This is a genomic window from Haloarchaeobius pelagicus (genome assembly GCF_051207375.1).
Lineage (GTDB): Archaea > Halobacteriota > Halobacteria > Halobacteriales > Natrialbaceae > Haloarchaeobius.
The window spans coordinates 692,764-717,922 of sequence record NZ_JBPJZD010000001.1; the positions used below are offsets into that span (position 1 = coordinate 692,764).

Annotated in this window: 31 protein-coding genes; 14 read left to right on the top strand and 17 right to left on the bottom strand. The window is 65.9% G+C overall.

The genetic code is table 11. The annotated features are described in order from the left end of the window. Positions 1 to 3: 3 nt before the first annotated feature. Entirely contained in the window at positions 4 to 444 is a 441-nt protein-coding gene (locus tag ACSC1S_RS03560) for a DUF7311 family protein (RefSeq protein WP_435363188.1), read from the bottom strand. Next, the gene (locus ACSC1S_RS03565) at positions 441 to 992 is read right to left on the bottom strand and encodes a DUF7310 family coiled-coil domain-containing protein (protein ID WP_435363189.1); all 552 of its coding nucleotides are present in this window, start codon (positions 990 to 992) and stop codon (positions 441 to 443) included. Before ACSC1S_RS03565 ends, ACSC1S_RS03560 begins: the two co-directional genes overlap by 4 nt. Positions 993 to 1,068: 76 nt before the next feature. Here ACSC1S_RS03565 and ACSC1S_RS03570 point away from each other — a divergent pair, with 76 nt between their 5' ends. Further along, positions 1,069 to 2,148 (top strand): tubulin/FtsZ family protein, encoded by a 1,080-nt coding sequence (locus tag ACSC1S_RS03570; RefSeq protein ID WP_435363190.1) that lies wholly within the window; start codon positions 1,069 to 1,071, stop codon positions 2,146 to 2,148. 7 nt (positions 2,149 to 2,155) lie between these two features. On the opposite strand, the gene ACSC1S_RS03575 is transcribed toward ACSC1S_RS03570, so the two are convergent. The 3 genes from ACSC1S_RS03575 to ACSC1S_RS03585 all read right to left on the bottom strand — a co-directional run bounded on the left by ACSC1S_RS03575 (position 2,156) and on the right by ACSC1S_RS03585 (position 4,186). Beyond that, a complete protein-coding gene (locus tag ACSC1S_RS03575) occupies positions 2,156 to 2,566 on the bottom strand; it encodes an SHOCT domain-containing protein (protein ID WP_435363191.1) in 411 nt (136 codons plus the stop codon). A 45-nt stretch (positions 2,567 to 2,611) separates the two neighbouring features. Beyond that, positions 2,612 to 3,958, bottom strand: coding sequence for an alkaline phosphatase family protein (locus ACSC1S_RS03580; protein ID WP_435363192.1), 1,347 nt, complete (start codon positions 3,956 to 3,958; stop codon positions 2,612 to 2,614). An 84-nt stretch (positions 3,959 to 4,042) separates the two neighbouring features. Continuing rightward, positions 4,043 to 4,186, bottom strand: coding sequence for a hypothetical protein (locus ACSC1S_RS03585; protein WP_435317490.1), 144 nt, complete (start codon positions 4,184 to 4,186; stop codon positions 4,043 to 4,045). Between the two features lie 169 nt (positions 4,187 to 4,355). Between ACSC1S_RS03585 and ACSC1S_RS03590 the strand changes: the two genes are divergently transcribed. Next, positions 4,356 to 4,547, top strand: a complete 192-nt coding sequence (locus ACSC1S_RS03590) for a YgaP family membrane protein (RefSeq protein ID WP_435317491.1) — start codon at positions 4,356 to 4,358, stop codon at positions 4,545 to 4,547. A 25-nt stretch (positions 4,548 to 4,572) separates the two neighbouring features. On the opposite strand, the gene ACSC1S_RS03595 is transcribed toward ACSC1S_RS03590, so the two are convergent. Then, positions 4,573 to 5,106 carry an inorganic diphosphatase gene (locus ACSC1S_RS03595; RefSeq protein ID WP_435317492.1) on the bottom strand — a complete coding sequence of 178 codons (534 nt, stop codon included), beginning with the start codon at positions 5,104 to 5,106 and terminating at the stop codon, positions 4,573 to 4,575. 238 nt (positions 5,107 to 5,344) lie between these two features. On the opposite strand from ACSC1S_RS03595, the gene ACSC1S_RS03600 reads away from it, so the two are divergent. Next, positions 5,345 to 5,695, top strand: coding sequence for a PadR family transcriptional regulator (locus ACSC1S_RS03600; RefSeq protein WP_261650450.1), 351 nt, complete (start codon positions 5,345 to 5,347; stop codon positions 5,693 to 5,695). Here ACSC1S_RS03600 and ACSC1S_RS03605 read toward each other — a convergent pair. Together ACSC1S_RS03605 and rnhA are read right to left on the bottom strand one after the other, a co-directional pair. After that, positions 5,692 to 6,309, bottom strand: coding sequence for a DUF7108 family protein (locus tag ACSC1S_RS03605; protein ID WP_435363193.1), 618 nt, complete (start codon positions 6,307 to 6,309; stop codon positions 5,692 to 5,694). The genes ACSC1S_RS03600 and ACSC1S_RS03605 overlap by 4 nt on opposite strands. After that, positions 6,302 to 6,895 carry a ribonuclease HI gene (gene rnhA, locus ACSC1S_RS03610; RefSeq protein WP_435363194.1) on the bottom strand — a complete coding sequence of 198 codons (594 nt, stop codon included), beginning with the start codon at positions 6,893 to 6,895 and terminating at the stop codon, positions 6,302 to 6,304. Before rnhA ends, ACSC1S_RS03605 begins: the two co-directional genes overlap by 8 nt. 174 nt (positions 6,896 to 7,069) lie before the next feature. On the opposite strand from rnhA, the gene ACSC1S_RS03615 reads away from it, so the two are divergent. The 4 genes from ACSC1S_RS03615 (at position 7,070) to ACSC1S_RS03630 (ending at position 10,721) form a co-directional block, all read left to right on the top strand. Beyond that, on the top strand, positions 7,070 to 8,032 hold the full coding sequence (locus ACSC1S_RS03615; protein ID WP_261650453.1) for a transcription initiation factor IIB: 963 nt from the start codon (positions 7,070 to 7,072) through the stop codon (positions 8,030 to 8,032). A gap of 141 nt (positions 8,033 to 8,173) precedes the next feature. Next, positions 8,174 to 9,118, top strand: coding sequence for a WD40/YVTN/BNR-like repeat-containing protein (locus ACSC1S_RS03620; RefSeq protein ID WP_435363195.1), 945 nt, complete (start codon positions 8,174 to 8,176; stop codon positions 9,116 to 9,118). A gap of 167 nt (positions 9,119 to 9,285) precedes the next feature. Beyond that, positions 9,286 to 10,539, top strand: coding sequence for a DNA repair protein NreA (gene nreA / locus ACSC1S_RS03625; protein ID WP_261650456.1), 1,254 nt, complete (start codon positions 9,286 to 9,288; stop codon positions 10,537 to 10,539). A 59-nt stretch (positions 10,540 to 10,598) separates the two neighbouring features. Further along, positions 10,599 to 10,721 (top strand): hypothetical protein, encoded by a 123-nt coding sequence (locus tag ACSC1S_RS03630; protein WP_435317497.1) that lies wholly within the window; start codon positions 10,599 to 10,601, stop codon positions 10,719 to 10,721. Positions 10,722 to 10,725: 4 nt separating this feature from the next. On the opposite strand, the gene ACSC1S_RS03635 is transcribed toward ACSC1S_RS03630, so the two are convergent. Genes ACSC1S_RS03635 through ACSC1S_RS03645 form a run of 3 tightly spaced genes read right to left on the bottom strand, consistent with a single transcriptional unit; the run spans position 10,726 to position 12,255 of the window. Beyond that, positions 10,726 to 11,172 carry a DUF302 domain-containing protein gene (locus ACSC1S_RS03635; protein ID WP_435317498.1) on the bottom strand — a complete coding sequence of 149 codons (447 nt, stop codon included), beginning with the start codon at positions 11,170 to 11,172 and terminating at the stop codon, positions 10,726 to 10,728. Positions 11,173 to 11,223: 51 nt separating this feature from the next. Further along, positions 11,224 to 11,958: a CPBP family glutamic-type intramembrane protease gene (locus ACSC1S_RS03640; protein WP_435363196.1), complete on the bottom strand. Its 735-nt coding sequence runs from the start codon at positions 11,956 to 11,958 to the stop codon at positions 11,224 to 11,226. Positions 11,959 to 11,964: 6 nt separating this feature from the next. Next, entirely contained in the window at positions 11,965 to 12,255 is a 291-nt protein-coding gene (locus ACSC1S_RS03645) for a DUF5789 family protein (protein ID WP_435317500.1), read from the bottom strand. Positions 12,256 to 12,348: 93 nt separating this feature from the next. Here ACSC1S_RS03645 and ACSC1S_RS03650 point away from each other — a divergent pair, with 93 nt between their 5' ends. Then, complete coding sequence (locus ACSC1S_RS03650; protein ID WP_435363197.1) at positions 12,349 to 13,299, top strand: cell division protein CdpA domain-containing protein; 951 nt, start codon at positions 12,349 to 12,351, stop codon at positions 13,297 to 13,299. Positions 13,300 to 13,313: 14 nt separating this feature from the next. Here the strand turns inward: ACSC1S_RS03650 and ACSC1S_RS03655 are convergent, their stop codons facing one another. From ACSC1S_RS03655 to ACSC1S_RS03665, 3 genes are read right to left on the bottom strand one after another with little or no spacing between them, the layout of a single operon-like run. Continuing rightward, entirely contained in the window at positions 13,314 to 13,772 is a 459-nt protein-coding gene (locus ACSC1S_RS03655) for a Mut7-C RNAse domain-containing protein (protein WP_435363198.1), read from the bottom strand. A 20-nt stretch (positions 13,773 to 13,792) separates the two neighbouring features. Next, on the bottom strand, positions 13,793 to 15,532 hold the full coding sequence (polX, locus tag ACSC1S_RS03660; protein WP_435363199.1) for a DNA polymerase/3'-5' exonuclease PolX: 1,740 nt from the start codon (positions 15,530 to 15,532) through the stop codon (positions 13,793 to 13,795). Between the two features lie 3 nt (positions 15,533 to 15,535). Continuing rightward, positions 15,536 to 15,952 (bottom strand): DUF5788 family protein, encoded by a 417-nt coding sequence (locus ACSC1S_RS03665; RefSeq protein ID WP_435317505.1) that lies wholly within the window; start codon positions 15,950 to 15,952, stop codon positions 15,536 to 15,538. Between the two features lie 550 nt (positions 15,953 to 16,502). On the opposite strand from ACSC1S_RS03665, the gene ACSC1S_RS03670 reads away from it, so the two are divergent. Genes ACSC1S_RS03670 through ACSC1S_RS03680 form a run of 3 tightly spaced genes read left to right on the top strand, consistent with a single transcriptional unit; the run spans position 16,503 to position 19,086 of the window. Beyond that, complete coding sequence (locus ACSC1S_RS03670) at positions 16,503 to 17,423, top strand: rhomboid family intramembrane serine protease (RefSeq protein WP_435363200.1); 921 nt, start codon at positions 16,503 to 16,505, stop codon at positions 17,421 to 17,423. A gap of 3 nt (positions 17,424 to 17,426) precedes the next feature. Beyond that, a complete protein-coding gene (locus tag ACSC1S_RS03675) occupies positions 17,427 to 18,167 on the top strand; it encodes an endonuclease V (protein ID WP_435363201.1) in 741 nt (246 codons plus the stop codon). A 25-nt stretch (positions 18,168 to 18,192) separates the two neighbouring features. Then, complete coding sequence (locus ACSC1S_RS03680) at positions 18,193 to 19,086, top strand: SDR family oxidoreductase (protein WP_435363202.1); 894 nt, start codon at positions 18,193 to 18,195, stop codon at positions 19,084 to 19,086. Positions 19,087 to 19,396: 310 nt separating this feature from the next. Here ACSC1S_RS03680 and ACSC1S_RS03685 read toward each other — a convergent pair whose 3' ends face one another. Continuing rightward, the gene (locus ACSC1S_RS03685) at positions 19,397 to 20,434 is read right to left on the bottom strand and encodes a halocyanin domain-containing protein (RefSeq protein ID WP_435363203.1); all 1,038 of its coding nucleotides are present in this window, start codon (positions 20,432 to 20,434) and stop codon (positions 19,397 to 19,399) included. A gap of 107 nt (positions 20,435 to 20,541) precedes the next feature. Between ACSC1S_RS03685 and nirK the strand changes: the two genes are divergently transcribed. Continuing rightward, entirely contained in the window at positions 20,542 to 21,630 is a 1,089-nt protein-coding gene (nirK, locus tag ACSC1S_RS03690) for a copper-containing nitrite reductase (protein WP_435363204.1), read from the top strand. 33 nt (positions 21,631 to 21,663) lie between these two features. Here the strand turns inward: nirK and ACSC1S_RS03695 are convergent, their stop codons facing one another. Together ACSC1S_RS03695 and ACSC1S_RS03700 are read right to left on the bottom strand one after the other, a co-directional pair. Next, positions 21,664 to 22,851 carry an ArsA family ATPase gene (locus tag ACSC1S_RS03695; protein ID WP_435363205.1) on the bottom strand — a complete coding sequence of 396 codons (1,188 nt, stop codon included), beginning with the start codon at positions 22,849 to 22,851 and terminating at the stop codon, positions 21,664 to 21,666. Between the two features lie 75 nt (positions 22,852 to 22,926). Continuing rightward, on the bottom strand, positions 22,927 to 24,027 hold the full coding sequence (locus ACSC1S_RS03700) for a pyridoxal phosphate-dependent aminotransferase (RefSeq protein WP_435363206.1): 1,101 nt from the start codon (positions 24,025 to 24,027) through the stop codon (positions 22,927 to 22,929). Between the two features lie 118 nt (positions 24,028 to 24,145). On the opposite strand from ACSC1S_RS03700, the gene ACSC1S_RS03705 reads away from it, so the two are divergent. Beyond that, the gene (locus ACSC1S_RS03705; RefSeq protein WP_435363207.1) at positions 24,146 to 24,646 is read left to right on the top strand and encodes a CinA family protein; all 501 of its coding nucleotides are present in this window, start codon (positions 24,146 to 24,148) and stop codon (positions 24,644 to 24,646) included. Further along, positions 24,643 to 25,149 carry a metal-dependent hydrolase gene (locus ACSC1S_RS03710; protein WP_435363208.1) on the top strand — a complete coding sequence of 169 codons (507 nt, stop codon included), beginning with the start codon at positions 24,643 to 24,645 and terminating at the stop codon, positions 25,147 to 25,149. The genes ACSC1S_RS03705 and ACSC1S_RS03710 overlap by 4 nt, the downstream gene beginning before the upstream one ends. The last annotated feature ends 10 nt before the right edge of the window (positions 25,150 to 25,159 follow it).

Consider the following 25,159-nt stretch of genomic DNA (forward strand, 5'->3'; position numbering starts at 1 on the left):
CGGTCACGACCGGGCAACGTGGACCCCATCCGCCGCCAGGGTGAGGACGAGACGATGGCTCCCGCTCCCGTCCAGGACCAGCGGTGTGCCGTCAGCCGTGTGCAGGGCGACGCCGGTCCGGACCTGCTGCACTGCTCCGCCAGCCAGTCGATACGACAGGAGACGCGAGTCCGGGTCGCCGGGCACCCCACCGACTGCGACCCACTCCACCTCGCGGGTCGTCCAGGCATCACCGGGGAGCCGAACCGTCACCACTCGACGCGCTCCCGCCCCGACGGTTCGGTCCTCACTGGCGGCGAGGCCGTCGGCTGCGCGTTCCAGCCGGGCGAGGTCGGTCGAGACCTGCTGGTCGCTCCTGTGCTCGCGAGCGTCGTCCAGTGCCGGCGCAGTCACGGCCAGTAGCGCCAGCGCGAGAACGACCGAGAGGACGGGACGGACGCTCACAGGACCTCTCGGATACGGGTGAGGAGTCCCCCTTGCTCGCTGTCCTCCTTGGGAGTTGGTATCGTGTACGGGTCGGGCTCGTCGGTCGGACCCTCCGAGTACTGGCGGGCTGACCCGCCGCTGCGACGGCTCGTGCTTGTGGCCCATTCGGCGGCCAGCGCACTGTCGGGTGGTTCGGCGCGGTCGGGCGTTCGCTCGGCCTGCTTCCGGGCACTGGCTTCGAGTTCCTCGACCCGGGCCTCCAGCGACTCGACCGCGGCGAGCGCTCCATCCGCGCGTTTCTCCACCCGCTCGTTCACGCTCCGGACGTTCCCGGCGTACCCGCGGAGCGCCTGGACCGCGGCGTCGAGCTCGGCGACGGTTGCCTCGAGTTCGTCGAGCCGGTCGGTGAGCCTGGCTGCCCCGCGCTCGCCCGGCGTGGTCTCGCTGGTCGGTCCCGCCTCCGGGGCCGTCCCGAGGGAGTCGACACCCATCGTTCCCGAGACCGCATCGTCGTCGGTGATGGCGCGCTCGACCGCCCGCAGTCGGTCGTTCAGTTGGTCGGACATGTCGCCACTGGCCGCGGCCTGGTATTTAAAGCCTCAGTCGGAACGTTTTACCCCCCGCTCTGCGGAAGCCGATAGTATGAAAGTCGTCCTGATCGGTGTCGGACAGGCTGGTGGGAAGATCGCCCAGTCACTGGCCGAGTTCGACTACAACATGGACTTCGACGCGGTGCAGGGTGCGCTCGCGGTCAACTCCGCGCACGCAGACCTCCAGAATCTGGACATCGAGACGCAACTCGTCGGCCAGGATACGGTGAAAGGGCACGGCGTCGGCGGTGACAACGAACTCGGGGCACAGGTGATGCAAGACGACGCCATCGAGGTCATGGACAGCCTCGACGGGAAGATCACGGCGCAGGCGGAGGCCATCTTCGTCATCGCCGGCCTCGGCGGCGGAACCGGCTCCGGCGGTGCCCCGGTCCTCGTCCGCGAACTCCAGCGCGTCTACGACCTTCCCATCTACGCGCTGGGCGTCCTCCCCGGCCGTGGCGAGGGGTCGATGTACCAGGCCAACGCCGGGCGGTCACTCAAGACCGTCGTGCGCGAGGCCGATTCGACCATCCTCGTGGACAACGACGCCTGGCACGACGCCGGCGAATCCATCGAGGGGGCCTTCGACAGCATCAACCAGAACATCGCCCAGCGTATCGGGCTGCTGTTCGCCTCGGGCGAGGCGGTCGAGGGCGTCGGCGAGAGCGTCGTCGACACCTCCGAGGTCATCAACACGCTCCGCGAGGGTGGCATCGCCTGCATGGGCTACGCCAGCGCCATCTCGGGCGAGACTGCCGAGGACAACATCAACGCCGTCACCAGCGTCACCCGGTCCGCACTGTTCACCGGGACGAGCCTTCCCGATGCCGTCACGGCGGACTCTGCACTGCTGGTCATCGCGGGTCGCCCCGAGGCGATTCCGCGCAAGGGCGTCGAACGCGCCCGGCGCTGGGTCGAGGACCAGACCGGCTCGATGCAGGTCCGTGGCGGCGACTTCCCGCTGGATTCGGACCGCATCGCCGCGCTCGTCCTCCTCGGTGGCGTCGAGCGCTCGCCCCGCATCGAGGAGTTCATGGAGCGCGCTCGCGAGGCCCAGCAGCACCAACAGAAAGCACCCGAGGACCACGCCGCGAACTTCCGCAACGAAGACCTCGAAGACCTGTTCTGAGCCGAACTCAGTTCAACTCGGTCTCCGGTTCCCTGTTTCGCTCCACCCGCGCCCGTGCGTCCTCCAGCGTCTCCGTGTCCAGCAGCGTCTCCAGTTTCCGTTCGAACTGTTCCTCTGAGAGTTCGCCCTGTGCGTAGCGCTCGCGGAGCGTGTCGAGGGCGTCGCGCTTCGAAGGCGAGAGGTCGTCGCCCGACCTGCCGTCGAAGGCGCCGTCGAGTGCCTCGTCCATCCGGCGGTCGGTCTCGTTCAGGAGGTCGTCATCGTCGTCCTCGCCGGAGAGGATGCTGACGATGGGAAGGAGGAATGCGTACCCGATGACGAAGATCACCCACCAGTTGTTCACGTCGAGGAACAGGGCCGTTAGACCAGCACCGAGGACGAGCAAGGAGACGACGCTCGTCGCGGGCGTGTCACTCATGATGATTCGTACCGCGACTCGGGTGAAAAAAGTTCTCTCGCTCGTTCAGACCAGGCTCGCGCCGTCGAACTCGGTGCGCTGGAAGTCGATCTCCAGCAGGTCGAGGATGGTCGGCGCGATGTCGAAGAGGTCGGCGTCGGAGATGTTCGCCTCGGGGTCGTCGATGAACAGCGAGGCGTTGTCGAAGCTGTGCATCCCGTTGCGGGCACCCTTCGTGAACACCTCGTCGTGGCCCTTGAAGCCGGCCTTGAGGTCGAAGCCGTGGTTCGGGATGATGACGAGGTCCGGCGCGATGTCGTCGTGGTCGCCGCGGAACGCCTCCTCCTTCTCGACGACGCGCTCGGCGACCTTCTCGCCGTTCGGGCCTTCGAGGGCTTCGAGGTCGGCCTTGAGTTCGTCGCGGACCGCCTCGTATTCGTCCTGCGGGACCGAGCCACGCGGCTCACGGCCTTCGAGGTTGAGGTAGATGCGTCCCGGGATGAACGAGTAGGCGCGGGCGTCCGAGGAGATGTCGCCGAGTTCCTCCGGCTCGTCGGTCTCGAACTCCAGCCAGCCCTCGCGGCGGAGCCACTCGTTGAGGTGGACCTCGTTGTCGAGGGTGGTGAAGCCGTGGTCGCTCGCGACGACCATCGTCACGTCATCGGGGAGCTGCTCGCGGAGCTTGCCGAGGTAGTCGTCGACCTTCTCGTAGAAGTCGAGGAACTCCTGTTTGTAGTCGCCGTCGCGCTCGTAGTCCTCGAACAGGAAGTGGTTGACACGGTCGGTCGTCATGAAGACGCCGAAGAACAGGTCCCAGTCGTCCTGATCGATGTAGTGCGAGAACGCTTCGTAGCGCTTGTCCAGCGTGAGGTGGGCGTCTTCGATGAACTCCGCTTTGTCGTCCTTGTGCCCGAGCTTGGCGTTGACGTCGAGCTTGTAGTCGGCGGCATCGAGGTGCTCGCCGAACTCGTCGGGGTAGGCGGCCTTGCTCATGTCGTTGACGGAGAGGAAGCCGCTGACCATGCGCTGGACGTTGCGCTGGGGCGGGAACGTCACGGGGACGTTCATCACGGTCGAATCGCGACCGTCCTCCTCCACGCGGTCCCAGAGGCGCTTGGCCTGGACGTCGTCGCCCATGGGGACGTAGGTGTCGTAGGTGCCGATCTCACGGTCCTGGAAGCCGTAAACCCCGGTCTCGCCGGGGTTCACACCGGTCGTCAGCGACGGCCAGCAGGCGCTGGACTCGGGAGGAACGATGCTGTCGATCGGGGCGGCACTCCCCTCGCGAGCGAGCGCGGTCAGGTTCGGAAACCGCTCCTCGTTGTCGGAGATGAGGCTGTACGGTACCCCGTCGATGCCGAAGAACGCGACGCGGGGCGTGTCGTCGCCACGAAGACGGTCGAAGAGACCCATATCGGCCCGTACTGCAGTCGACTACAAGAAGCTTCTTTTCACTACTCAATCAGGCCGCAGGTCACGACTCCCGGCAAAAATTCGTTACTCGTCGCGACGCGACGACCGCTCGAAGTTCGTGGGGACGACGGTAACGTGGTGCATCCCGACGCCACCCGTTGATTCGCGTGATTCCGTCGTCTCGCGGGGCTCGACCTTCGTCGTCGGGTGTACGCTGTTGGTGGCCATCTCTATCCTGATGTACGGGGCACCACCGGATAAAATTACTCATGCTCATAAATTATCGGGGGTCGGCCCGACATTACCAGAGCGTATCTTCTCGTATCGCTGGCGTGTCGGGCAGTCCGAGCCGGGCGGACGAGACACGTTTTTGAGGGGGGTACCCGAACGTGGGGCCATGGAACGAAACGTAGACGACACCGGCCAGATGCTCCGCGTCGGGCTGGGGTCGGTCGCGGTGTTTGCAGGGATGGTCGCCGGTGCGGGTTTCCAGCGCACGTCACTCGGAGTCCTTCTCGGCGTCCTCGGTGCGACGCTGTTGCTGACCGGTGCGTTGCGCGTCTGCCCGCTCGGAGCAGTGCTCGACTGAAAAGAATCGGACTCGGAGACGGTCGTTACTGGAAGTTCTCTTCGTAGAGGTCCATCGCGTGCTCGATGGCGTCCTTCGCCGCCTGCTTGTCCTCCCAGCCCTGCGTCTCGACTTCCTTGCCGGCCTCGAGGTTCTTGTAGGTCTTGAAGAACTCGTCGATCTCGTCGAGTTGCTGCTGCGGGATGTCTTCGAGGTCCTCGATGTGGTCGAAGCGCGGGTCCTCGGTCGGGACCGCGATGACCTTGTCGTCCTGCTCGCCGTCGTCGTCCATCTTCATCAGCGCGACGGGACGGGCTTCGATGACACAGCCCGGGAACGTCTGGTCCTCGACGAGGACGAGCACGTCGAAGGGGTCCTCGTCGTCGTAGTACGACTGCGGGATGAACCCGTAGTCGGAGGGGTAGTGGACGTTGCTGTGGAGTACGCGGTCGAGGACGACCCCGGGGATGTCCTTGTCGTACTCGTACTTGTTGCGCTCGCCTTTCAGGCACTCGACGACTGCGTAGATGGTCTCCGGCGCGTTCGGGCCAGTTTCCAGGTCTTCCCAGAGATTCGCCATACGTTCTGGCGTGGGAGTACGGGGCGGAAAGTCCTTTCGTATTTACCCATTCGTCACAGTTTATCCTCGGGCGAACGGCTGTGTGCCACGATATCACGGCACGGTAACTGGAAAAAAGTAACAGGAACCGGAAATCGCAACACCTCAGGCAGTCTAGGGAGTGACGGGTCGGCGGAACTGCAAGTAAATGCACTAATAGTTGAGAAGTGTTAAATAGCCTGGTGACATTTAGTAAGGTATGTCAGAGGCACAAGCAGTCACCGGGCAACAGGGCATCGCGCGTGAGCTCACCGCGTTCCAGCACAACATTCTGGTCATTCTGGCAAAGGAGCCGATGTACGGTCTCGCAATTAAACGCGAGCTAGAGGATTACTATGGGACGGAGGTCAACCACGGCCGCCTGTACCCGAACCTCGACGAACTCGTCGGGCTCGGACTCATCGACAAGAGCGAACTCGACAAGCGGACCAACCAGTACGAGCTGACCGACGACGGCTACGACGCCGTCATGGACCAGCTCCAGTGGACGCTGTCGAAGATCGGTGAGGACGAAGAGCGCGCGAACGAAGTCCGCGCACTCCTCGACTAGGACGACAGATCGGGCACCCGTTTTTCCGCGGTTTCGAACACGAGCCGTAGCGACGACTCGACCATTGCTTTCTCCTCCTCGGTCGGCCACGCGTTGCGCGGATAGTACCACTCCAGGAACTCCTGTAGCTCCGCGCTCGTCGCGGTGTCGGCGGGGCGGGCGTAGTGATTGCCCATGAAGTCGGCCAGCTTCCTGGCGTTGTTCGCGTGGACCTCGCCGTGTGCCTCTGCCACGGCGTCGACCAGTTCGTCGTTCTGTTCGGCGACTTCGTCCCACTCCTCGGGTTCGCCCGGGCCCGAGAGCGACACCTCGACCGCCCGGTCGGTGTCCTCGATGCGGTCGGTCCGGATGACGTCGTCTTCGACCCACTCGTCCGGGTGCAGGACGAGTGTCTCGCCCTCGTCGTCGTCGCGGACGCGGGCCGTGAACTCGTGGTCCTCCAGCAGGCCGGTCCGTCGCGTCTCGTAGGACTCGACCGCCCCCTCGTCGACTGCTTCCCTCGCGAGGCGCGTGAGGCGTTCTGCCTCCTCGACCACGTCCTCGGGGAGTTCCTGGTCTTCGGTCTCGCCGGCCGATTCCGTCTCGTTCTCGTCCGGATGTGCGTCCTCAGGCATCGTCAAGCGCTTCGTTCGCAAGGTTGTCGGCGCGTTCGTTTATCTCTCGCGGAACGTGCGAGAGCGTCCAGGAGTCGAAGTTCGAGAGTAGCTCCCGGACGGTGACGCGTTTCTCGCGCAGCGTCGGGTTGTTCGTGTCGTACTCGCCACGGACCTGCTTGACGATGAGCTCGGAGTCGCCGCGAATCTTCAGTTCGTCGTAGCCGAAGTCGCGCGCGGCTTCGAGTACCCGGATGAGCGCGTCGTACTCGGCCTGGTTGTTCGTCGCGTTCCCGATGCGCTCGGAGCCCTCACCGACGATCCCGTCGCTCGTCACGATGACCCAGCCGATGGCCGCGGGACCGGGGTTTCCGCGGGATGCACCGTCGAAGTAGCAGTGAGCGCGCCCGCCGCCGTCGCGGAGGACGGCCTCGATGTCGGACGGCTGTGCGCCCTGGATCACGACCTTCTCGTCGTAGGCAACCGCGGACGCGTCGCCGTACTCCGCGCGCCAGCGTTCGTGTTCGGTGTTCCCGTCGGTGACGGTCGCACCCGCGGTTTCCAGTCGTTCACGGGCCTCGTCGACGTCACACTCGATGACCGGCATTGACCGAACGTCACCGAACCTGGTGTAAAACCGTTCTGATTCGATTTCAGTGTCAGTTGGACAGAATTGCCGCAGTCTGCTGATTCGTTCTGAGGGGGACTTTCTGTCGCGGCCAGAGAGGCCAGAATCATACCAAGGGTTTATGACTCTCCGAACTACTACTATAAAAGTGCGATGACACGGTCTACCCGCCAGCGGGAGCGAGAACTCGAGACCGAATCCTCGGACGAGCAAGAAGGGGTCAGGGAGTGCCCCGAGTGCGAATCCGACAATCTGGTCAAGAGTTCCGACAGGGGCGAACTCGTCTGCGACGACTGCGGGCTGGTCGTCGAAGAAGAGAAAATCGACCCCGGTCCAGAGTGGCGCGCCTTCAACCATCAGGAACGACAGGAGAAGTCGCGCGTCGGAGCCCCGACGACACAGACGATGCACGACAAAGGGCTCACGACGACTATTGACTGGAAAGACAAAGACGCATACGGGCGCTCTATCTCTTCGAAGAAACGCAGTCAGATGCATCGGCTGCGCAAGTGGCAAGAGCGTATCCGGACCAAGGACGCCGGCGAGCGCAACCTGCAGTTCGCGCTCAGCGAGATCGACCGGATGGCGTCCGCACTCGGTGTGCCGCGCTCGGTCCGGGAGGTCGCGTCGGTGATCTACCGGCGCGCGCTCAAGGAGGACCTCATCCGGGGTCGCTCCATCGAGGGCGTTGCCACGAGTGCACTCTACGCGGCCTGCCGGAAGGAAGGCATTCCGCGAAGTCTCGAAGAGATCTCCGAGGTGTCCCGTGTGGAACGAAAAGAGATCGGCCGGACGTACCGGTACATCTCCCAGGAACTCGGCCTGGAGATGAAGCCGGTCGACCCGAAAAAGTACGTACCGCGGTTCTGTTCTGAACTCGAACTCTCCGAGGAGGTCCAGACGAAAGCAAACGAAATCATCGAAACCACCGCAGAGAAGGGACTGCTCTCGGGCAAGTCTCCCACTGGCTACGCCGCGGCCGCGATCTACGCCGCGTCGCTCCTGTGCAACGAGAAGAAGACCCAGCGTGAGGTCGCCGACGTCGCACAGGTGACGGAAGTCACTATCCGGAACCGCTATCAGGAACAAATCGAAGCGATGGGCATCCACAGCTAGGACCCGTCGGCAATCCTCTCCTATTTTCGAGCGCAGAGCGACTGCATTCTTCTTGCTCTGCTTACAGGACACGATTCAACTAGCCTGGTTGATATGAGATGCGGCGTAACCATTAACCCAGCAGGGGACGAGGTGTTGGCGATGGGTTTGCTCATCGGTACCCCGGGGGGTCTCTTTCGCACCAGTGACGGCTTCGAGACCGTCGAACGGACGCTCGACGCGCGGGTCAATCGACTTCGCGTGTTCGACGCCGGTGCCTTCGCCGCGACACCGGCCGGTCTCTATCACTCCGAGGATGGCTGGGAGTGGACGAAACTCGAATCGTTCGCCGGTCCGGTCCACTCGATGGCCGTCAGCCCCGACGAGGCGTACTGGTACGTCGGCATCCGGCCCGCGGCCGTCTACGTCTCCGAGGACGGTGGGTCGACGTGGGCCGAGTCCGATGGCTTCCAGAACTTGCCTTCCCGCGACCGCTGGCGCGACCGCGCGCCCGGCGACGACGCCACAGTCCGGACCATGGCAGTCCACAGCAGCGCCCCCGACAGGCTCGCGGTCGGTGTCGAACCGGGTGGGGTCTTCGTCAGCGTCGACGGCGGCTCGACCTGGAACGACCGGACTGCCGGAGTCCACGACGACGTTCACCACCTCCTCGCGCTGGAGATAGACGAGTACCTCGCAGCCACCGGGAACGGCCTCTACCGCACCACCGATGCGGGCCGGTCGTGGCTCCGACAGGACACCGACTTTCGCGACTTCTGGTTCAACTACTTCCGCGAGTCCATCGCCCACGACGGGACCCTCTACACCGCCGCGAACGGCTGGGGACCGTCGGCCCCCGGCGGTGCGATATTCGAGACCCCAGTCGACGAGACGGGCCGGGAGGCGACACGCGTTCCGTATCCGGGCGAGAAGGAGTCGTTCGTCGTCTCCTGGGCGGCCGACGAGGACGATATCTACGCGGGTACCCTGCGCATCGACGACGGGTTCCAGCAACGCGCCCCGGGCCGTATCCTCCGACGCGAGGAACACGGCTGGATCCAGGTTGGGGAGGTCCCCACGGCCGCGCGGACGCTCGCCACGATTTAAATCGGAGCGAGCGGCCACTCGCGGTATGTCCTGACCACTCGCCCGGTCGCACACAGCGGTCGTGCGACACACTGCGACCGGGAGCCGAGCGTGTCGCCTGTTCGCCATTCGTGAGTTCCGTCGACACGTCTGAAGATTAATCAGCGTCAGGCACGTACCACGACCGAATGCGGCTCGACGACTACATCGAGAGCCTCGAACCCGACGAGGACGCCAGACGCCGGCAGCTGGCGAAGGAGAAGTCCTACGCCATCACCGACTACCTGCAGGACTTCCAGTCGCGGTTCGAGGAGACCGTGCAGGGCGATTCCCTGTTCGGGGCGACGGCACCCTCCATCTTCGTCGGTCGGACCAACTACCCGCGGGTGTCGACCGGCCTGCTCTCGCCGGTCGCCGAGGGGGACCCGACGGACTTCGTCACCGACGGCGCGTGGTACCAGCAGGGCCTCGGTGTCGGCGACGTGGTCGAGCGTCGGACCGGCCTGTTGAACTCGACCCGGCGGGCGAACGTCGACGTGAACGACGTGTGGGACGGCTTCGTCGGCGTCCAGCGCGAGGTGGCCATCGCGGGCGACCCGGTCGACCTGGAGATCGGCCTCGATGGGAAACCGAACCTCGACCTCGACGTCGACGACGGCATCGCCACGCCGCGCGGCCCGCGAGCCAAGGCCACGTCGGTCGACCTCACCGAGAACCCGTACGTCCCGAAACCGGTGAAGAAGACGCTGGAGGACGACGACTGGCAGGCCCAGGGCGCGATGACGTACCTCTACCGCCGGGGCTTCGACGTGTACGACGTGAACCGCATCCTCTCGGCGGGTGCGCTCGGCCAGGGCGAGAACCGGCGGCTCGTCCCGACACGCTGGTCCATCACGGCCGTCGACGATACCATCGGGCAGTACCTCCGCGGGCAGATTCGCCACGCACCGAGCATCGATTCGGTCGAGGTGTGGGAGAACGAGTTCATGGGCAACCGCTACTGGGTCGTCCTCGCGCCGGGGCAGTGGGAGTACGAACTCGTCGAGATGAAGGCCCCGGGGAGCGTCTGGAACCCGGCCGAGTCCGGCGACATCTGGATGGGAAGCGCCTCGGAGGGCTACGAGGGCCGGACGGGGTACGTCGACGAGACGGCCGGTGCGTACTACGCCAGTCGGCTGGGCGTTCTCGAACACCTCGCCGACCGCGGCCGCCAGGCGAAGTGTCTGGTCTTGCGTGAGGTGAGCGACGACTACTGGGCACCGGTCGGCGTCTGGCAGGTCAGGGAGAGCGTCAGGAACGCCTTCGACGGCGAGCACGGTGAGGCGGAGACGTTCCACGAGGCGGTCCGGACGGTGGCCCAGCGGCTTCCGGTTTCACTGGGTCGCCTCCGCAGGAAATCGGAACTCGTCGCGGGGCTCCAGTCGTCGCTGTCTGATTTCTAACACCATCGGTTTCCGTAGCCGTCGGATTTATCGTCGCGCACACCTTGATACAAGTTATCATGGTGTGGTCGCTTCTGCTGGTCGACTTCGGCGGGCAGACGCCCGCCGTCGCCAGCTTGCTCGCGCTCGTCGTCGTCTCGCTCGTCCTCGATTACTACTACCAGCGCGTCGGCCTTCGATAGCGGTTCAGACGTCGTTGACGTTGGCGAACGCTTGCTCGACGAGTTCGCCGGTGTCGGCGACGAGCTCGTCCCATGCCTCGTCGTCGGGAGCCATCCCGAGCAGCCGCGCGATCTTCATGATGGAGACGTGGTACACGTGCTGGTGGCCGGGTTCCTCCTCCCAGATGACCACGTTACAGGGCATCAGGCCGCCGATCTCTGGCGTTATCTCCATCGCGCGGTCCGCCATCTCCGGGTTGCACGCGCCGAGGACGTAGTACGGCTTGTGCTCGGAGCCGGTCTTCTCCTTGATGACCTCGGAGGGCGAGAACTCGACGAGTGTACCGAAGCCGGCGTCCGCGAACGCCTTGCGGACGTGTTCGACAGCCTCCTCGTGGTCCATCTCCAGGGTCGCGCGTTTCTTGCCGATGTCGTCGTCGCCGAGCTGGTCGGGGTCGATGTTGAGTGCCATCGACTAGAGAATTGCACGTACCGAACAAAAAACGTGTCTCCCCGCACCCGGTCACACCGGAATCGGTAGCCACCGGAGCCAGCCGATGACCGTGTCGGGGGGGATGAGCGGGTCGTGTAACACGAGCCAGTCCAGGAGGACGAGCCCCGCGCCGTGGGCGACGATGGAGGGGAGCAACGAGTCGCTCTTGTAGTCGACTGCGCCGAACAGCACGTCCGTCGGCCCGGAGAGGACGACTTCGAGCGGTGGCTTCCCGATGTGGTGGACCATGTAGACGAACGGGCTGATGAACGCGGCCTTGATGCCGAAGCGTTCACCGACGCCGACACAGAGGAGCCCACGGTAGTACGTCTCGACGGCGACGACCAGCCAGAACTGCTTGAGTGCGTGGACCGCGAACTGGTCCAGTGCGACGGTGCCGCCCCAGTCACCCCACATCGGGTAGTACGCCCGGATACCCGGGAGCGATGACCCGATGACGTAGAACGGGAGGACGAACAGCGCCAGCAACAGCGTGTTGCGAATCGCGGGCCAGTCGACCCGGTAGCCGATGTTCTTCCCGTGGGTGAGCGCGAGCGCCATCGGCCCGACGAAGAAGATGAGCGTGTCGGTGACCACACGCTCGTTCAGCGGGTAGCGCGTGAACTCCATCCACAGCAACGCGAGCACGAAGCCCAGCAGAAGTGACTTCTGTGTCCAGCTCAGGTTCGATGGGCGCAGGGAGGACAGTCGCTCGGAGAGCCACGACCGGGCGTCGTCGAAAGACCGTACGACCGTCGAGAACACGGTGGGTTACTCGTCTGCGGTGGGAACGGCACCGCGGCCGACCACGTCGCGGACGGCGTTCTCGAACTCCTGGCGCTTCTCGAAGTAGGTGATGTCGATATCCTCGAGCACTTCCGAGATGGTCTTCGGACCCTCGGGCGTCCGGATGGTGGACTCGCCCTCGAGCGCTTCGAGACGGCTCTTCTGGATGGGCCAGGTCAGTCGGGACGTGACGCGGGCCAGCGGTGCGCCCTCGACGGCGTCACCGGACCCGAGTTCGACGGCAGGTTCTGTCTCCTCTTCCTCGTCGTCAGCCATGTGCGGGGGTTTGCAATCCCGTCGATTCAACCTTTCGCTTCGCTGGCCGATGTCTGACGTACTGTTTTGTGTCGTGGGGCGTAAGTGAGGGACATGACTAGCCTCGCGGACGTGTACGAGGACAACGTCGGGGAGGTCGAGAACCTCCGTCGGTTCTACCTCGGGATGGGCCTGTTCCTCGCCGGTGCGCTGTTGACGGTCCTCGGTATCGTAGTCGGTGCGACCGACGTCCTCGCCGGTCTCGGCGTCGACATCTACGGCTCGAGAGAGATAGCCGGTGTGTTGGGTGGACTGGGCATCCCCGCCGTGCTCGTGGGCGTGTTCACGGTCCTGCCGGCGAGTCGGCGCATCCGGGCCGCGGCGGCCATCGGTGCCAGCGTCTGCGTGCTCGGCGTCGCGCTGTTCAGCCGTGTCTACCCGGGGGACTGGATCGGTTCGCCGACCGCGAGCCAGGGGATGACCCTGCTCGTCGCAGTCGTCTACTTCGTCGGCGTGTTCACCGCCATCGGGTGCCTGTTCAGCGCGGTCGTGACGTTCAAGACCCGTAACGACCCCGGCGGGACCGTCACCATGCAGGTGACCCGGGAGGGCGAGACGAAGTACGTCGAGGTCCCGGAGGAGAAGGTCGACGAGGTCGAGGGCGAGAAAGCCAGCGCCGCCCAGTACGGCAGCGTCGGGATGTTCGGCACGCAACCCGACGGGAACGTCGAGACGCAGACGAACCGGCCGGGCCGCAAGTCCAGCGCCTCGTCCGGGTCTGGCTCGTGGTCGAACTCGTCGCCGACCCACCCGGCCGTGAACTCCCCGACCAGCGACGGCGGCACGACTCCGGACGACATCCGGTCGCCGCTGGACGAGGACACCGAAGTCATGCGGACCGAGGAGCCCGCCCCCGAAGCGAAGAACCTCGCCGACCGCTACTGCGGCAACTGCGCGCACTTCGACTACGTCCGGACGAACCGGGGTATCCAGCCCTACTGCGCCCACCACGACGAGGAGATGGACGACATGGAAGCCTGCCAGTCGTGGGAACCGAACAACTGACCGCGACCCGCGTGCTATCCTTGCCCAGCCCGAACTCGTTCTAACGTCGCACACATCCGGTCCCAGTGACTCCCGCGCCAGAAGCACTGCCCGCAGTCCCGGCACCGCCACGTCGGCGTGTCGTCGTCAGGGGCGTACTCGGGAGTCGACGATCCTTCGGCGACGCGTTCGACCGGGCCATTGCACCGGCCACAGCGCGTCGGCACGTCGGTCGGGGTGAGCGAAACGCCCGCAGCCGCGAGTTCCGCGAGCTGGTCCTCGGTTTCGCGCTGGCGAAGGAGAACCGCATCGTCGGCCCGGTTCGAGAGGTGTACGTCCCGCGTGACGAGCTTGCGCCGTTCGTCGGCCGCGATGGCCAGGAGCCGGTCGTCGTCCTCCCCGTCGCGGTCGAGGGCGTAGACGGTATCGTGGCCGCAGAGCCGGAGGTAGCTGGTGAGGCCGCCGCACATCACGTCGAGGAGGAAGCGGGTCATCTGGTGGTCTTCAGCAGTCGTCAGTGCAGGAACTCCCGGACGCCATCGGCGTCTCGGGTGTTGAGCACGTCTGCAGCCTCGGCCCAGCCGCGGCGGGCGGTGTGGACACCATAGCGGATGTACTCGAACGTCGCGGTCCGGTGGGAGTCCGTGTTGATGGCGATGGTCGCGCCCGCGTCGATGGCGTACTTCACGGCACTCCCCGAGAGGTCGAGACGGTGCGGGTTGCTGTTGATCTCGAGGGCGACGCCGTGCTCGACCGCGGCCTCGGCGAGACGTTCGGGGTCGATATCCAGGCCCTTGCGCTGGTTGAGCAGGCGGCCGGTCGGGTGGCCGATGATGTCGACTGCGGGGTGTTGCATCGCCTCGATGAGCCGGTCGGTCCCATCGCCGTCCAGCGCGGCGTGCGGGGACGCGACGACCACGTCCAGCTCGTCGAGGACCTCGTCCGCGACCGAGATGCTGCCGTCGGCCGCGATGTTCGCCTCGACGCCGGTGAACACCTCGATGTCAACGTCCTCGGCCGCCTCTCGGACCGCATCGGCCTGTTCGAGCAGGTCCTCGTCCTCGACACCGACGCCGCCGACGACGCCGGGACCGGTCGCGTGGTCGGAGATGCAGAGGTAGTCGTGGCCGAAGTCGACCGCCCCCTGTAGCATCTCCGCGATGGTCTCGTTCCCGTCGGACCAGTCGGTGTGGTTGTGCAGGTCGCCGCGGATGTCGTCCTCCTCGAGGAGGTCGGGCAGGTCGCCGTCGGCGGCCGCCCGTATCTCCCCTCTGTCTTCGCGCATCTCCGGCGAAATCCACGGTAAATCGAGGGCCTCGTACATCGATTCCTCCGTACTGCCGCCGACGCGGTCGCCGACGCGCTGGCCAGCGTCGGGGTCGTCGATACCCGAGATATCGAACGCGCCGTACTCGTTGAGCTTCATGCCGCGCTCGATGGCGTAGTTCCGCAGCGTGACGTTGTGGTCCTTGCTCCCGGTGAAGTACTGCAGGGCCGACCCGAACTCGTCCGGGACGACCACCCGGAGGTCGACCCGGAGCCCGTCGGCGCGGACCGCGGCCTTCTCGGTCCCGGCCTCGATGACGCTGCCGACCTCGTCCCAGTCGGTGAAGGTGTCGATGACCGCCTCGCCATCCTCGGTCCCGACGAGCACGTCCACGTCGCCGATGGTCGCGCGCCACCGGCGGAGCGACCCGGCGACCTCGACCGACTCCGTGGCCTCGGCCGATTCGAGGTGGCCGACCACCGAGTCGGCGACCGGCCGAGCGTCCCCGAGCAAGGTGCGCTCGCCCGCGGACTTCGCGAACTCCAGGTTGTCGAGGATGTTCTGCTCGGTCTTCGCACCGAAGCCCTTGATCTCCTGAATCTGGCCCGCACGCGCTGCGGATTCGAGGTCCTCCAGGGTCTCGATGCCGAGTTCGTCGTAGAGGGTGCCAATGGTCTTCGGTCCGACGCCCTCGACCCGCAGGAGCGCGGCCATGTCGACGGGGTAGCGCTCTCGCATCTCGGTCAGCTCCGCGATTTCGCTCGTCTCGGCGTACTCGACGATCTTCGCGCTGATGGCGTCGCCGACGTGGTCGAGCTCGTTCACGGCGTCCTCGCCCTCCTCGACGAGTGCCTCGAACGAGCCGGGGTACTCGCGGACGCTCTCGGCCGCCCGGCGGTACGCGTTCGGTTTGTACTCGACGCCGTCGGCTTCGAGCAGGTTGGCCATCTCTTCGAGTCGGTCTGCCACGTCCTGTTTGAGTGTCATGGGTTAGCGGTCGAGTGCTTTCTTCAGGAAGCTCATCCAGCGCTTCTGGTCGGCGGCCTCCTGTGCCATCGCCTCCTGTTCGAGGTTCGTCGGCCCGAGGTTCTCCAGCGCGTTCAGCGCCCGGTCGATGCCGATGATGGCGTTGACCAGTTCCTCGCCCTCCTCGCGCGAGAGCTCCGCCCAGTCGTCCTCGATGCGCTGGCGGCGCTGCAGGCGCTCGCGTCGGAGGTTCTTCTTCGCCTCGTCGACGCGCTCGCGCTCACCTGGCGGGATGGTGTCCCGGCGTTTGATCTCGAACACGAACTCCCGGAGGTCGAGTTCGGTCCCCTGGACCTCGATGCGGTCGGGGATGTTCGCGCCGATGGTGGCTCCTTCGCGGTCGGCCCTCGCGAGGAGCTGCTTCTTCTCGTACTCTTTCACACCTGTACGTCGGTCCCGCCGGGTCAAAAACCCTGTCTCGCCCCGTGATTGGCAGTCCGGTGGCACCCCGACCCACCGCGTATCGAGACTCGATACGACGCCTGAACTCGTTGATACCTTTACAATCGAACCAGCCTACGTACTCGATAGGGAACACAAGTTCCCAGGCAGCCATGTCGACCCAACGAATCCGCGCCCGATACGCGACCGGACTCGACCTTTCCCCGGACGAGTCCCGCCGCGACGATTTCACAGTCGTCACCGGGAGGCGTTCGTTCACACGATCGACGACATGGCGGTCGGTCAGAACCTTCGACAGAAGGTGACGGATAACTCCAATCCCGGACGATTCCACGTTCATCGGCGGGCGGTTCACAGCGCCGCCCGCCCCAATCACCCCCTTCGCTGACGCAGACACTACCCCCACACGAGCGATGCGAGACGCTCGATGCGCGACCCCCGGATAGTTACTTCCCGGATATCGCTCGATATTAGGAGCGACACGCCCGTTCCCAAACTCCTTTGCGTCTCCTCTGCTTACGTCAGTTCAATGGCTGAATGCGACGAGTGCGGCGACCACACCAGTATGCCGTACACGTGCAACCGGTGTGGTGAGAAGTTCTGTGGCAAACACCGGTTGCCCGAGAAGCACGACTGCCCCGGGTTGCAGTGGGGTGACCCACAGGGGGTCTGGCAGGAGGAACAATCCACCGGGAAGGGCCAGCAGGAGAGCGGTGGCATCGCGAAGGCGCTCTCTGGTCTCGGCTTCGGTCGCGGTGGCGCACTGAGTTACTTCCGCGGGAACATGACGTTCGTGTTCCTCGCGCTGATGTGGCTCACGTGGGGGCTGCAGTACTTCATCCTCCCCGTCGCCCTCGACATCGGCCCCCGGACCAGCCAGCTCTGGTACGACATCTTCACCCTCCAGAGCGCACACCCCGAGTACATCTGGGCGTGGTTCACCTCCATCTTCGCCCACGCGCCCGGATTCGGCCACATTGCCGGGAACAGCATCGTGATATTCTTCTTCGGCCGTCTGGTCGAGGAGTACGTCGGCAGCCGCGACTACACGCTCATCTTCCTCGGAAGCGGCGTCCTCGCCGGACTCGGACAGATCGGCATCGCGCTCATCCAGGGTAACCCGACCGCGCTCTACGGTGCCTCGGGTGCGGCCCTGGCGATGCTCGGCGCGCTGACCATCATCCGACCGAACCTCACCGTCCTCATCTACTTCCTCATCCCGACGCCCATCTGGGTCATCACCGGGCTGTACGCCCTGTTGAGCGTCACCGGAATCCTCGGTGGCGGTGTTCCGCTTCCGGGGCAGGCCAACGTCGCTCACGGGGCCCACCTCTTCGGGCTCGCCATCGGTCTGCTGTACGGGCAGCGCGTCAAGGGAGAGGTCAGGCTCCCACGCGAAACCCAGCTCGGTGGCGGCGGTCGCCGCGGTGGCGGTCGCGGCCCCTTCTGAGGGATGCGAGACGAGTTCGTCCCCGACCCCGGCGCGCCCCGGGAGGAGATGGAGGCACAGCAGCGCCGTGTCGCCGAGGCCGCGGTGTTCGAGGACGACTTCGACTTCGACCCCGACAGCGTCGGCTCTGCCACCGGGCCGCTCGTCGCGGGCGTCGACCAGGCGTTCCTCGACGACCGCGCCGTGAGCGCCATCGTCGTCCTTCGCGGTGACACCGTGGTGGAGAAGACCTACGCAGTGTCGCCACTCGACATCCCGTACATCCCTGGGCTGCTCTCGTTCCGCGAGGGCGGGCCCATCCTCGATGCGTTCGAGACCCTCGACTCGGACCCGGACCTCGTCATGTTCGACGGGAGCGGGCGCATCCACTTCCGGCAGGCCGGGCTCGCGACCCACATGGGCGTCATCCTCGACGTGCCGAGCATCGGCGTCGCGAAGAGCCTGCTCTGTGGCACGCCCCAGGGCGAGACCGAGAACCTCCCGGTGGGTGAGCAGGTCGCTATCGAAGCCGACGACCGGGTCGACGCGCCTGCCGGGACGACCATCGGCTATGCGGTCCAGACCCGGCAGTACGAGTCGCCGAACCGGTCGATAAACCCACTCTACGTCAGTCCCGGCCACCGTGTCGGTGCCGAGACGGCGGCCGAGCTCGTGGCCCGGCTGGCGACCCGGTACAAACTCCCCGAACCCACCCGGCTCGCCGATTCGTACGCCGACGAGGCGAAACGAACCATCGACACTTAGGTACCCGGCGGGAGAACGCCGGTCCATGACAGACGACTCGGACACGGACGCCGGGGAACCGGCGACCGACACGGGGTCGGGGAGCCCCGAACCGAAGCTGGAAACCGTGCTTATCACGGGCTGTTCCTCCGGAATCGGCCGCGAGACGGCGAAGGCGTTCCTCGACGAGGACTGGCTGGTGTACGCGACCGCGCGCGACACCGACGACATCGCGGACCTCGAAGCCGCTGGCTGCAAGACGGCGGAACTCGACGTAACCGACCGCGGACAGGTCGAACGCCTCGTCGAGCGGATCGTCGACGAGCACGGGCGCATCGACTGTGTGGTCAACAACGCCGGGTTCGCCCAGATGGGACCGGTCGAGGACGTCCCGACGAAGAAGGTCCACGAGCAGTTCGACGTGAACCTCTACGGGCCACACCGGCTCATCCGCGCCGCGCTCCCGCACATGCGCGAGTCAGAACGCGGAACCATCGTGAACGTCTCCAGCGCGCTCGGGCGCATCACGCTTCCGGGCTCGGGGGTGTACTCCGCCTCGAAGTTCGCGCTCGAAGCGATGAGCGACGCGCTCCGCGGCGAGGTCGACCAGCACGATGTGGACGTGGTCATCGTCGAGCCCGGCCCGGTCGAGACGGATTTCTACGACCGCGCCGACAGCGAACTCGACGACCTCCCGCGCTCGGACGCCTACGGCGACCTCTACGAGATGTACGACGACGCCAACACCGTCAGTGGCGGCAGCCCGATGTCGGTCAAGCCACGGGCGGTCGCCGAGACCATCCTGAACGCGGCGAGCAGCACCAACCCGGACCCGCGGTATCCGGTCGGGGCGGCAGCGAAGTACTTCATGCTCGTCCGGTTCGTCCCCGACCGCTGGCGGGACACCATCCTCCGGCTGGTCCAGAAGTTCGCGTCGTAGCGAGGGCGACCGAGGTGGCCGGGGCGCTGGTCGACGGCGAGACGGTAACGGACGAAGCATCGGCTCGCGAGGCACTGGCAGCCAACGACGCCTTCGGCTACCTGACCGAGTGTGAGGGCATCGTTCGAGCGGACGCGAACGGGACGACCCACCGACCTTCGGGTCCTCCTCGTGACGTACGGGCGAACAGACGGTACGGGAATGACACACGCCGGTGTACCGTGCACCCGCGGACCGGGCGTGTGGCGACGGTCAGAACACGACCCGGTTGGCCGCCGACTCCTATTTCAATCCTCGGTCGGGCCGCATGTCATCGACCGCGACGCCGGCGGTTCTCGGGGACGATTCCACCCGGCGCGTACACCTTCCCGCGTCGCTCCCTGTCGCCCCGGAGATGGAGGAACGCCAGGAGCGCGAGTGGCGAGAGGGCGGCCCCGGCCAGCAGGCCACCGGTCACGAGCGCTGGCTGACCGATCTCGACGATGCCTGCTTCCGGGTTCCCGACGACGATGGCACCCCGCATGTAGCTGGAACCGTGATCGGGGCATGCGTACTTGCTGATGCCATCACCGTCGAAGGTGAGCGTGTAGGTAGCGCCGGCTTCGTCGGTCGGGTCGCTTGCGTAGGCGTCATCGACGTCTCGCACGTCGTGGACACCACCTTCGCCGGTCCACTCCCAGACGACGGTCGTCCCGGAGTCGACGCGGACCGCCGCCGGTTCGAAGGCGTAGTTTCCACCGTTCCCGGGCGCTCCGACGGAGATGCGGACCTCGTCCTCCCCGCGCATGTCGACGGTTCCCTCGTAGTTCTCGACACCGTCGAACCAGTCGCCGTAGTCCGGTTCGACCTCGACGAGACCGCCCGTGGCGATGTCGACCGCGACGTCACCGACGACGACCGCTCCTTTCATCCCCATCGCTTCGTGCGGGGAACAGACGTACGTACTCACGCCCTCCTCGGCGAAGTCGTGCTGGAAGGTCGCCCCAGCCTCGGTGAGGAGGTCGCTCTCGTACCCGCCTGCCTTCTCCGCGACGTTGTGCATGCCACCCTCGCCGGTCCACTCCCAGACGACGGTGGTCCCCGGGTCGACGCGGACCGCCGCGGGCTCGAACGCGAAGCCACCGCCGTTACCGGGTGCCCCGACACTGATGGAGACTTCTGCCGTGCCACGAGCGTCCACGAGGCCGTCGAAGTTCTCGACGCCGACGAACCACTCGGCAAGTGCAATCCCCGGCTGTGCCCGTGCGGTCGAAGCGCTCCCGGCGACGACCGCACCGGCGGCGAGTGCGCCGACCCCACGGAGGAACGTTCGGCGTGAACCGTCGTGTTGAACGAGACTCCTGTCCATGGAGAAACATAGGTGTATCGAGGATATATCGGCTCTTCAGATTCTCTACTACCGAGAAATGACTTTCTGGTATATCTCTTCTGATGAATAATCTCTGCCTGTAGATCATGAGTTCCACCACGACCCGACGACGCTTCTTGCAGGCCATGGGAGTTGGCAGTGCGACCGCGCTCGCTGGCTGTACGATCGGCAGCCAACGAAACGATCTCTCGATATTCGATCACGGGATGGCTGCTGGCCAGGCCAAGCTCTCACCGCCGAAGGCGGTCGACGTCGACCGGGTCGCGGCTGATCCGAGAGACATCCCTGCGCCCATCACGCGGACGGAACCGGCCGTCGTTGAGGTCGAGATGGAGACGCTGGAAGTCGTCGCCGAGGTCGAACCCGGCGTCACGTTCACCTACATGACGTTCGACGGGCAGATTCCCGGGCCGATGGTCCGGACCCGCGTCGGTGACACGGTTGACCTGACCATCCGCAACCACCCCGACAACTCGATGGTCCACAACGTCGATTTCCACGCGTGCCGCGGTCCCGGTGGCGGGGCCGAAGCGACGCTCGTCGCCCCCGGCGAGGAGACGCGCCTGCGCTTCAAGGTCACGTACCCCGGTGCGTTCGTCTACCACTGCGCGGTCGCGAACGTCGACTACCACATCTCCAGCGGGATGTTCGGCCTCATCGTCGTCGAACCCGAGGAAGGGCTCCCGCCGGTCGACCACGAGTTCTACCTCGGCCAGCACGAGCTGTACACGGCTGGAACGGCGGGCGAGCAGGGCCACCACGAGTTCGACTTCGCGGGCATGGCGGGCGAGGACCCGACCTACGTCCTGATGAACGGTGAGAAGTACGCCATCGGGCCGCAGGGCTACGACGAGATGCGCGTGAAGACGGGCGAGACGGCTCGGATATTCTACGCGGTCGGTGGCCCGAACCTCACGTCGGCGTTCCACCCCATCGGGAGCGTCTGGGACGAGGTGTGGGAACAGGGGGCGCTCGCGAGCCCGCCAGCCCGCTTCGTCCAGACGACGCCGGTCCTGCCGGGGTCGTCCTGCGTCGCGACGATGTCGTTCCCGGTCCCGGGCGACTTCAAACTCGTCGACCACGCGCTCAGCCGCGTCGCTCGAAAGGGCTGCCTCGCGGTCGTCCACGCTGACGGTCCCGAGGACCCGACGATATTCGACCCCGACCCGGCCTGAGCGCCGAGCCGAGCTGAGAACGGTCCGGCCAGCTCAGTCCAGGCAGGCCGCGACGATGCGCAGCATGCGTTCGCCACACACCTCTTCGGCGAACAGCGGGACGCGCTTGATGTCGTGGCCGACGAATATCTCCTGGGCCTCCGCCAGGGCCTTCTGCTGGACGTCCCAGCGGCGCTGACAGAACTCACAGGAGTCCAGGTTCGGTTTGACGAACTCGTCCGGGTCCACGTTGTCGGTCACGTCCGCGAGGTCCTCCATCACCTTGTTGACGACGACGGTCCCGACGGGGATGCCGTACTCCTCTAACTGGGCGAGCAGGCGCTTGGACTCGAAGACGCTCATCTCCTCGGGGTTCATCACGACGCGGAAGTCGGTCTGCGTGGGGTCCCGGAGCACGGCTCGCAGGCGCTCTATCTGCTTTTGCAGTTCTTCGAGGTCGTCGGGCATCCCGTCGCCCTCCTGTGCCGGGCCACCGCCGAACATGCCCTTCAGTCCCTCCATCATCCCGCCCAGACGCTCGCGGAGCTTGAGCATCCGGCCGACCATCGAGTCCATTATCTCGGGGAGTTCGAGCAATCGGAGCGTGTGGCCGGTCGGTGCGGTGTCGACGACGACCCGGTCGAACCGCGGGTCGTCGAGGTACTGGAGGAAGAGCTGCATCGCGGCGGCCTCGTCCGCGCCGGGCATCGCGCCGCCCATCAACTGTTCCATCGGGCCGCCCTCGCCGCCGAGCATGTCGCCGAGGCCACCCATCGGGCCGCCAGCGCCGCCGGGGCCGGCACCTGCGCCCATGCCCGCATCTTCCTCAGAACCGGCTTTCGGCCCCCCACCGAAGACGGCCGCGCCCTGCTCCATCGCCACTTCGGGGTCTATCTCGGCCGCATAGAGGGGGATGTCGTCGCGAATCCGTGTCGGCTCGGCGGGGATATCCGTCTCGAACGTGTCCGAGAGCGAGTGCGCCGGATCGGTCGAGACCACGAGCGTGGTCGAGCCGTCGCTGGCGCTCGCGAGCGCCGTCGAGGCCGCCATCGTCGTCTTGCCGACGCCGCCCTTGCCGCCGTAGAGGACGTACTTCGGCGCGTCGATACCGTCGAGGCCGACCTCGTCGGCTGCCGCCTCGACCACGTCCACGTCGATATCAGCGTCCGTCGCGTCGACGGACGGCTGTTCGTCGTCGCTTTCTTCGACGTCGTCGACCGCCTCGACGCTGATGTCAGTCATAGGCGCTGGTACCGGGTCACGACTTGTGTACTTCCCGGTTGGGGCCGAGACTGGGTCGGGGTCCGGCAGACGAACTCAGGAGAAGTACGTCGCCAATCGGTCTGCGGCCTCCTCGACCCGGGGCGTCACCAGCGCGAACCGGAACCAGTCAGAACGCGAGTCGCCGAACGCTTCCCCCGGCATGCCCGCGACGCCCGCCTCGTCTATCAGGCGCTTGGTGTTCTCGATGGACCCCGGCGTATCGCCGAACCGGGCCATGACGTAGAACGCCCCGTCTGGCTGGGAGTACTCCGCGCCGGCCGCGTCCAGCGCGGCCGTGAACGTCTCGCGTCGCTCGCGCAGGAGTTCCCGGTTCGCCTCGTAGTACGCCGGGTCGGTCTCGCGAAGCGCGTGCAAGACGGCGTACTGGGCCGGCCGGGACGCCGAGATGGTGACCAGCATGTGCCGGGACTTCGCGGCCTCGACGTGCTCGGGCGGCAGGATGGCGTAGCCGACCCGGAACCCGGTGATCGCGAACGTCTTCGAGAACGAGTTCGTGACGATACGGTGGGACGAATCGAAAGAGAGCGCGCTCGTGAACCGCCCGGAGAGGTCGTAGTGGTCGTACACCTCGTCGCTCACGAGGATGGCGTCGTACTCCTCCGCGATGGCCACGAGTTCCCGAACCACGTCCTCCCCGTACACCGCGCCGGTCGGGTTGTTCGGCGAGTTCACGACGATGGCGGCGGTGTCCTCGCTGGCAGCCGCCCGCACGTCGGCCGGGTCGAGCGTCCCGTCGGGGGCCGTGTCGACGAATCGCTGTTTCCCGCCGAGCATGTCGGTCTTGCCGGGGTAGTACGGGTACACCGGGTCCGTCAGGATGATCTCGTCACCGGCCCCGCGTTCGAGCGCACGCGCCATCGCCAGGTAGTTCGCCTCGCACCCGCCGTTGGTGATGACGACCTGGGACCCGTCGACGTTCCGTCTGGCGGCGATCTCCTCGCGAAGCTCGCGCAGCCCCTCGGAAGGCGGGTACTGGAACTGGAGCGACTCGAGGTCCGCGTACTCGTGGAGACCCTCCCGCAGCGATTCCGGCGGCTCCCAGTCCGGGTTCCCGCTGACCATGTCGACCACGTCGCGGTCGGCGTGGACCGCGTAGGACATGATCTCGAAGAACAGCGGCTTCTCGTAGTTCATGTGCCATGCCTCGGTGCGCGGGGTGGAGTTTCTTTCGCCACGTCGTCGGGGCCGACCGGAGCCCGGTTCGGCACCGAGAGTCCTGCCATTCAAATCACTGCCACTCCTTGCTCCCCACATGACGAAAATCGCAGAACGCCTCGGGGACGCGCTCCGTGAACGCGACCACACGCTCGCGACTGCGGAGTCCTGCACCGGGGGACTCATCGGAGCCCGCATCACCGACGTGCCCGGCTCGTCGGACTACTTCGACCGGTCGCTCGTCACCTACGCCTACGGCGCGAAAGAGCAGTTGCTCGGGGTGAACCGCGAGGACCTCGACGCCCACGGCGCGGTGTCTGAGGCGGTCGCCCGCCAGATGGCCCAGGGGGTTCGCGACACCGCCGACGTGACGTGGGGCGTCTCCACGACGGGGGTCGCCGGTCCGTCCGGCGGCACCCCTGACACACCGGTCGGGACCGTGTTCATCGGCATCGCCTACGCCGGCCCGTGGGGGAGCGAGTCCTCCTACACGACGGTCGAGCGCTACCAGTTCGACGGCGACCGGGCGACCGTCAGGGAGAAGACGGTGGAGCAGGCACTCACTGACGTGCTCGACGAGGTGGAGTCTCTCGAATGAACAAGAAAGGACACGTGATGAACGCGGTGCTGTTGAGTATCGGCCTCGGCTACATCCTCGAACCCGCCGGGACGGAAGCGACCTTCGTGAAGATAATCGAGGTCGGCCTGCCCGTCACGCTCGGGGCGCTGTTCCCCGACGTGGACACCGAGTTCGGCAAGCACCGAAAGACCTTGCACAACCTCGGCATCCTCGCGCTGTTCATCGCCTTCCCGATACTATTCGACGGTAATCTCCAGTACGTCTGGATCGGCGTCCTCACCCACTACGTGCTCGACATCATGGGGAGCAAACGGGGAATCGCCCTGTTCTACCCGTGGTCGAAAGAGTTCGGCCTGCCCATCGGCGTCGCCGTCAAGAGCGACCACGCCGACCTGATGACGGTCGTCATCACCGGGTTCGAACTCGTCGTCTGCTACGTCATCGTCTTCCACGTCCCGTGGGCGACGCTGGAGTTCGGACAGGGCATCCAGGGTATCGGTCTCGCCGCGCTCGGGTTCTAACCCGGCCGGC

What these genes read in the sequence shown, in the direction of transcription:
- ACSC1S_RS03565 (WP_435363189.1), bottom strand. Translation starts at nt 992, where the DNA reads ATGTCCGACCAACTGAACGACCGACTGCGGGCGGTCGAGCGCGCCATC.
- ACSC1S_RS03570 (WP_435363190.1), top strand. Translation starts at nt 1,069, where the DNA reads ATGAAAGTCGTCCTGATCGGTGTCGGACAGGCTGGTGGGAAGATCGCC.
- ACSC1S_RS03575 (WP_435363191.1), bottom strand. Translation starts at nt 2,566, where the DNA reads ATGAGTGACACGCCCGCGACGAGCGTCGTCTCCTTGCTCGTCCTCGGT.
- ACSC1S_RS03580 (WP_435363192.1), bottom strand. Translation starts at nt 3,958, where the DNA reads ATGGGTCTCTTCGACCGTCTTCGTGGCGACGACACGCCCCGCGTCGCG.
- ACSC1S_RS03585 (WP_435317490.1), bottom strand. Translation starts at nt 4,186, where the DNA reads ATGGCCACCAACAGCGTACACCCGACGACGAAGGTCGAGCCCCGCGAG.
- ACSC1S_RS03590 (WP_435317491.1), top strand. Translation starts at nt 4,356, where the DNA reads ATGGAACGAAACGTAGACGACACCGGCCAGATGCTCCGCGTCGGGCTG.
- ACSC1S_RS03595 (WP_435317492.1), bottom strand. Translation starts at nt 5,106, where the DNA reads ATGGCGAATCTCTGGGAAGACCTGGAAACTGGCCCGAACGCGCCGGAG.
- ACSC1S_RS03600 (WP_261650450.1), top strand. Translation starts at nt 5,345, where the DNA reads ATGTCAGAGGCACAAGCAGTCACCGGGCAACAGGGCATCGCGCGTGAG.
- ACSC1S_RS03605 (WP_435363193.1), bottom strand. Translation starts at nt 6,309, where the DNA reads ATGCCTGAGGACGCACATCCGGACGAGAACGAGACGGAATCGGCCGGC.
- rnhA (WP_435363194.1), bottom strand. Translation starts at nt 6,895, where the DNA reads ATGCCGGTCATCGAGTGTGACGTCGACGAGGCCCGTGAACGACTGGAA.
- ACSC1S_RS03615 (WP_261650453.1), top strand. Translation starts at nt 7,070, where the DNA reads ATGACACGGTCTACCCGCCAGCGGGAGCGAGAACTCGAGACCGAATCC.
- ACSC1S_RS03620 (WP_435363195.1), top strand. Translation starts at nt 8,174, where the DNA reads ATGGGTTTGCTCATCGGTACCCCGGGGGGTCTCTTTCGCACCAGTGAC.
- nreA (WP_261650456.1), top strand. Translation starts at nt 9,286, where the DNA reads ATGCGGCTCGACGACTACATCGAGAGCCTCGAACCCGACGAGGACGCC.
- ACSC1S_RS03630 (WP_435317497.1), top strand. Translation starts at nt 10,599, where the DNA reads ATGGTGTGGTCGCTTCTGCTGGTCGACTTCGGCGGGCAGACGCCCGCC.
- ACSC1S_RS03635 (WP_435317498.1), bottom strand. Translation starts at nt 11,172, where the DNA reads ATGGCACTCAACATCGACCCCGACCAGCTCGGCGACGACGACATCGGC.
- ACSC1S_RS03645 (WP_435317500.1), bottom strand. Translation starts at nt 12,255, where the DNA reads ATGGCTGACGACGAGGAAGAGGAGACAGAACCTGCCGTCGAACTCGGG.
- ACSC1S_RS03650 (WP_435363197.1), top strand. Translation starts at nt 12,349, where the DNA reads ATGACTAGCCTCGCGGACGTGTACGAGGACAACGTCGGGGAGGTCGAG.
- ACSC1S_RS03655 (WP_435363198.1), bottom strand. Translation starts at nt 13,772, where the DNA reads ATGACCCGCTTCCTCCTCGACGTGATGTGCGGCGGCCTCACCAGCTAC.
- polX (WP_435363199.1), bottom strand. Translation starts at nt 15,532, where the DNA reads ATGACACTCAAACAGGACGTGGCAGACCGACTCGAAGAGATGGCCAAC.
- ACSC1S_RS03670 (WP_435363200.1), top strand. Translation starts at nt 16,503, where the DNA reads ATGGCTGAATGCGACGAGTGCGGCGACCACACCAGTATGCCGTACACG.
- ACSC1S_RS03675 (WP_435363201.1), top strand. Translation starts at nt 17,427, where the DNA reads ATGCGAGACGAGTTCGTCCCCGACCCCGGCGCGCCCCGGGAGGAGATG.
- ACSC1S_RS03680 (WP_435363202.1), top strand. Translation starts at nt 18,193, where the DNA reads ATGACAGACGACTCGGACACGGACGCCGGGGAACCGGCGACCGACACG.
- ACSC1S_RS03685 (WP_435363203.1), bottom strand. Translation starts at nt 20,434, where the DNA reads ATGGACAGGAGTCTCGTTCAACACGACGGTTCACGCCGAACGTTCCTC.
- nirK (WP_435363204.1), top strand. Translation starts at nt 20,542, where the DNA reads ATGAGTTCCACCACGACCCGACGACGCTTCTTGCAGGCCATGGGAGTT.
- ACSC1S_RS03695 (WP_435363205.1), bottom strand. Translation starts at nt 22,851, where the DNA reads ATGACTGACATCAGCGTCGAGGCGGTCGACGACGTCGAAGAAAGCGAC.
- ACSC1S_RS03700 (WP_435363206.1), bottom strand. Translation starts at nt 24,027, where the DNA reads ATGAACTACGAGAAGCCGCTGTTCTTCGAGATCATGTCCTACGCGGTC.
- ACSC1S_RS03705 (WP_435363207.1), top strand. Translation starts at nt 24,146, where the DNA reads ATGACGAAAATCGCAGAACGCCTCGGGGACGCGCTCCGTGAACGCGAC.
- ACSC1S_RS03710 (WP_435363208.1), top strand. Translation starts at nt 24,643, where the DNA reads ATGAACAAGAAAGGACACGTGATGAACGCGGTGCTGTTGAGTATCGGC.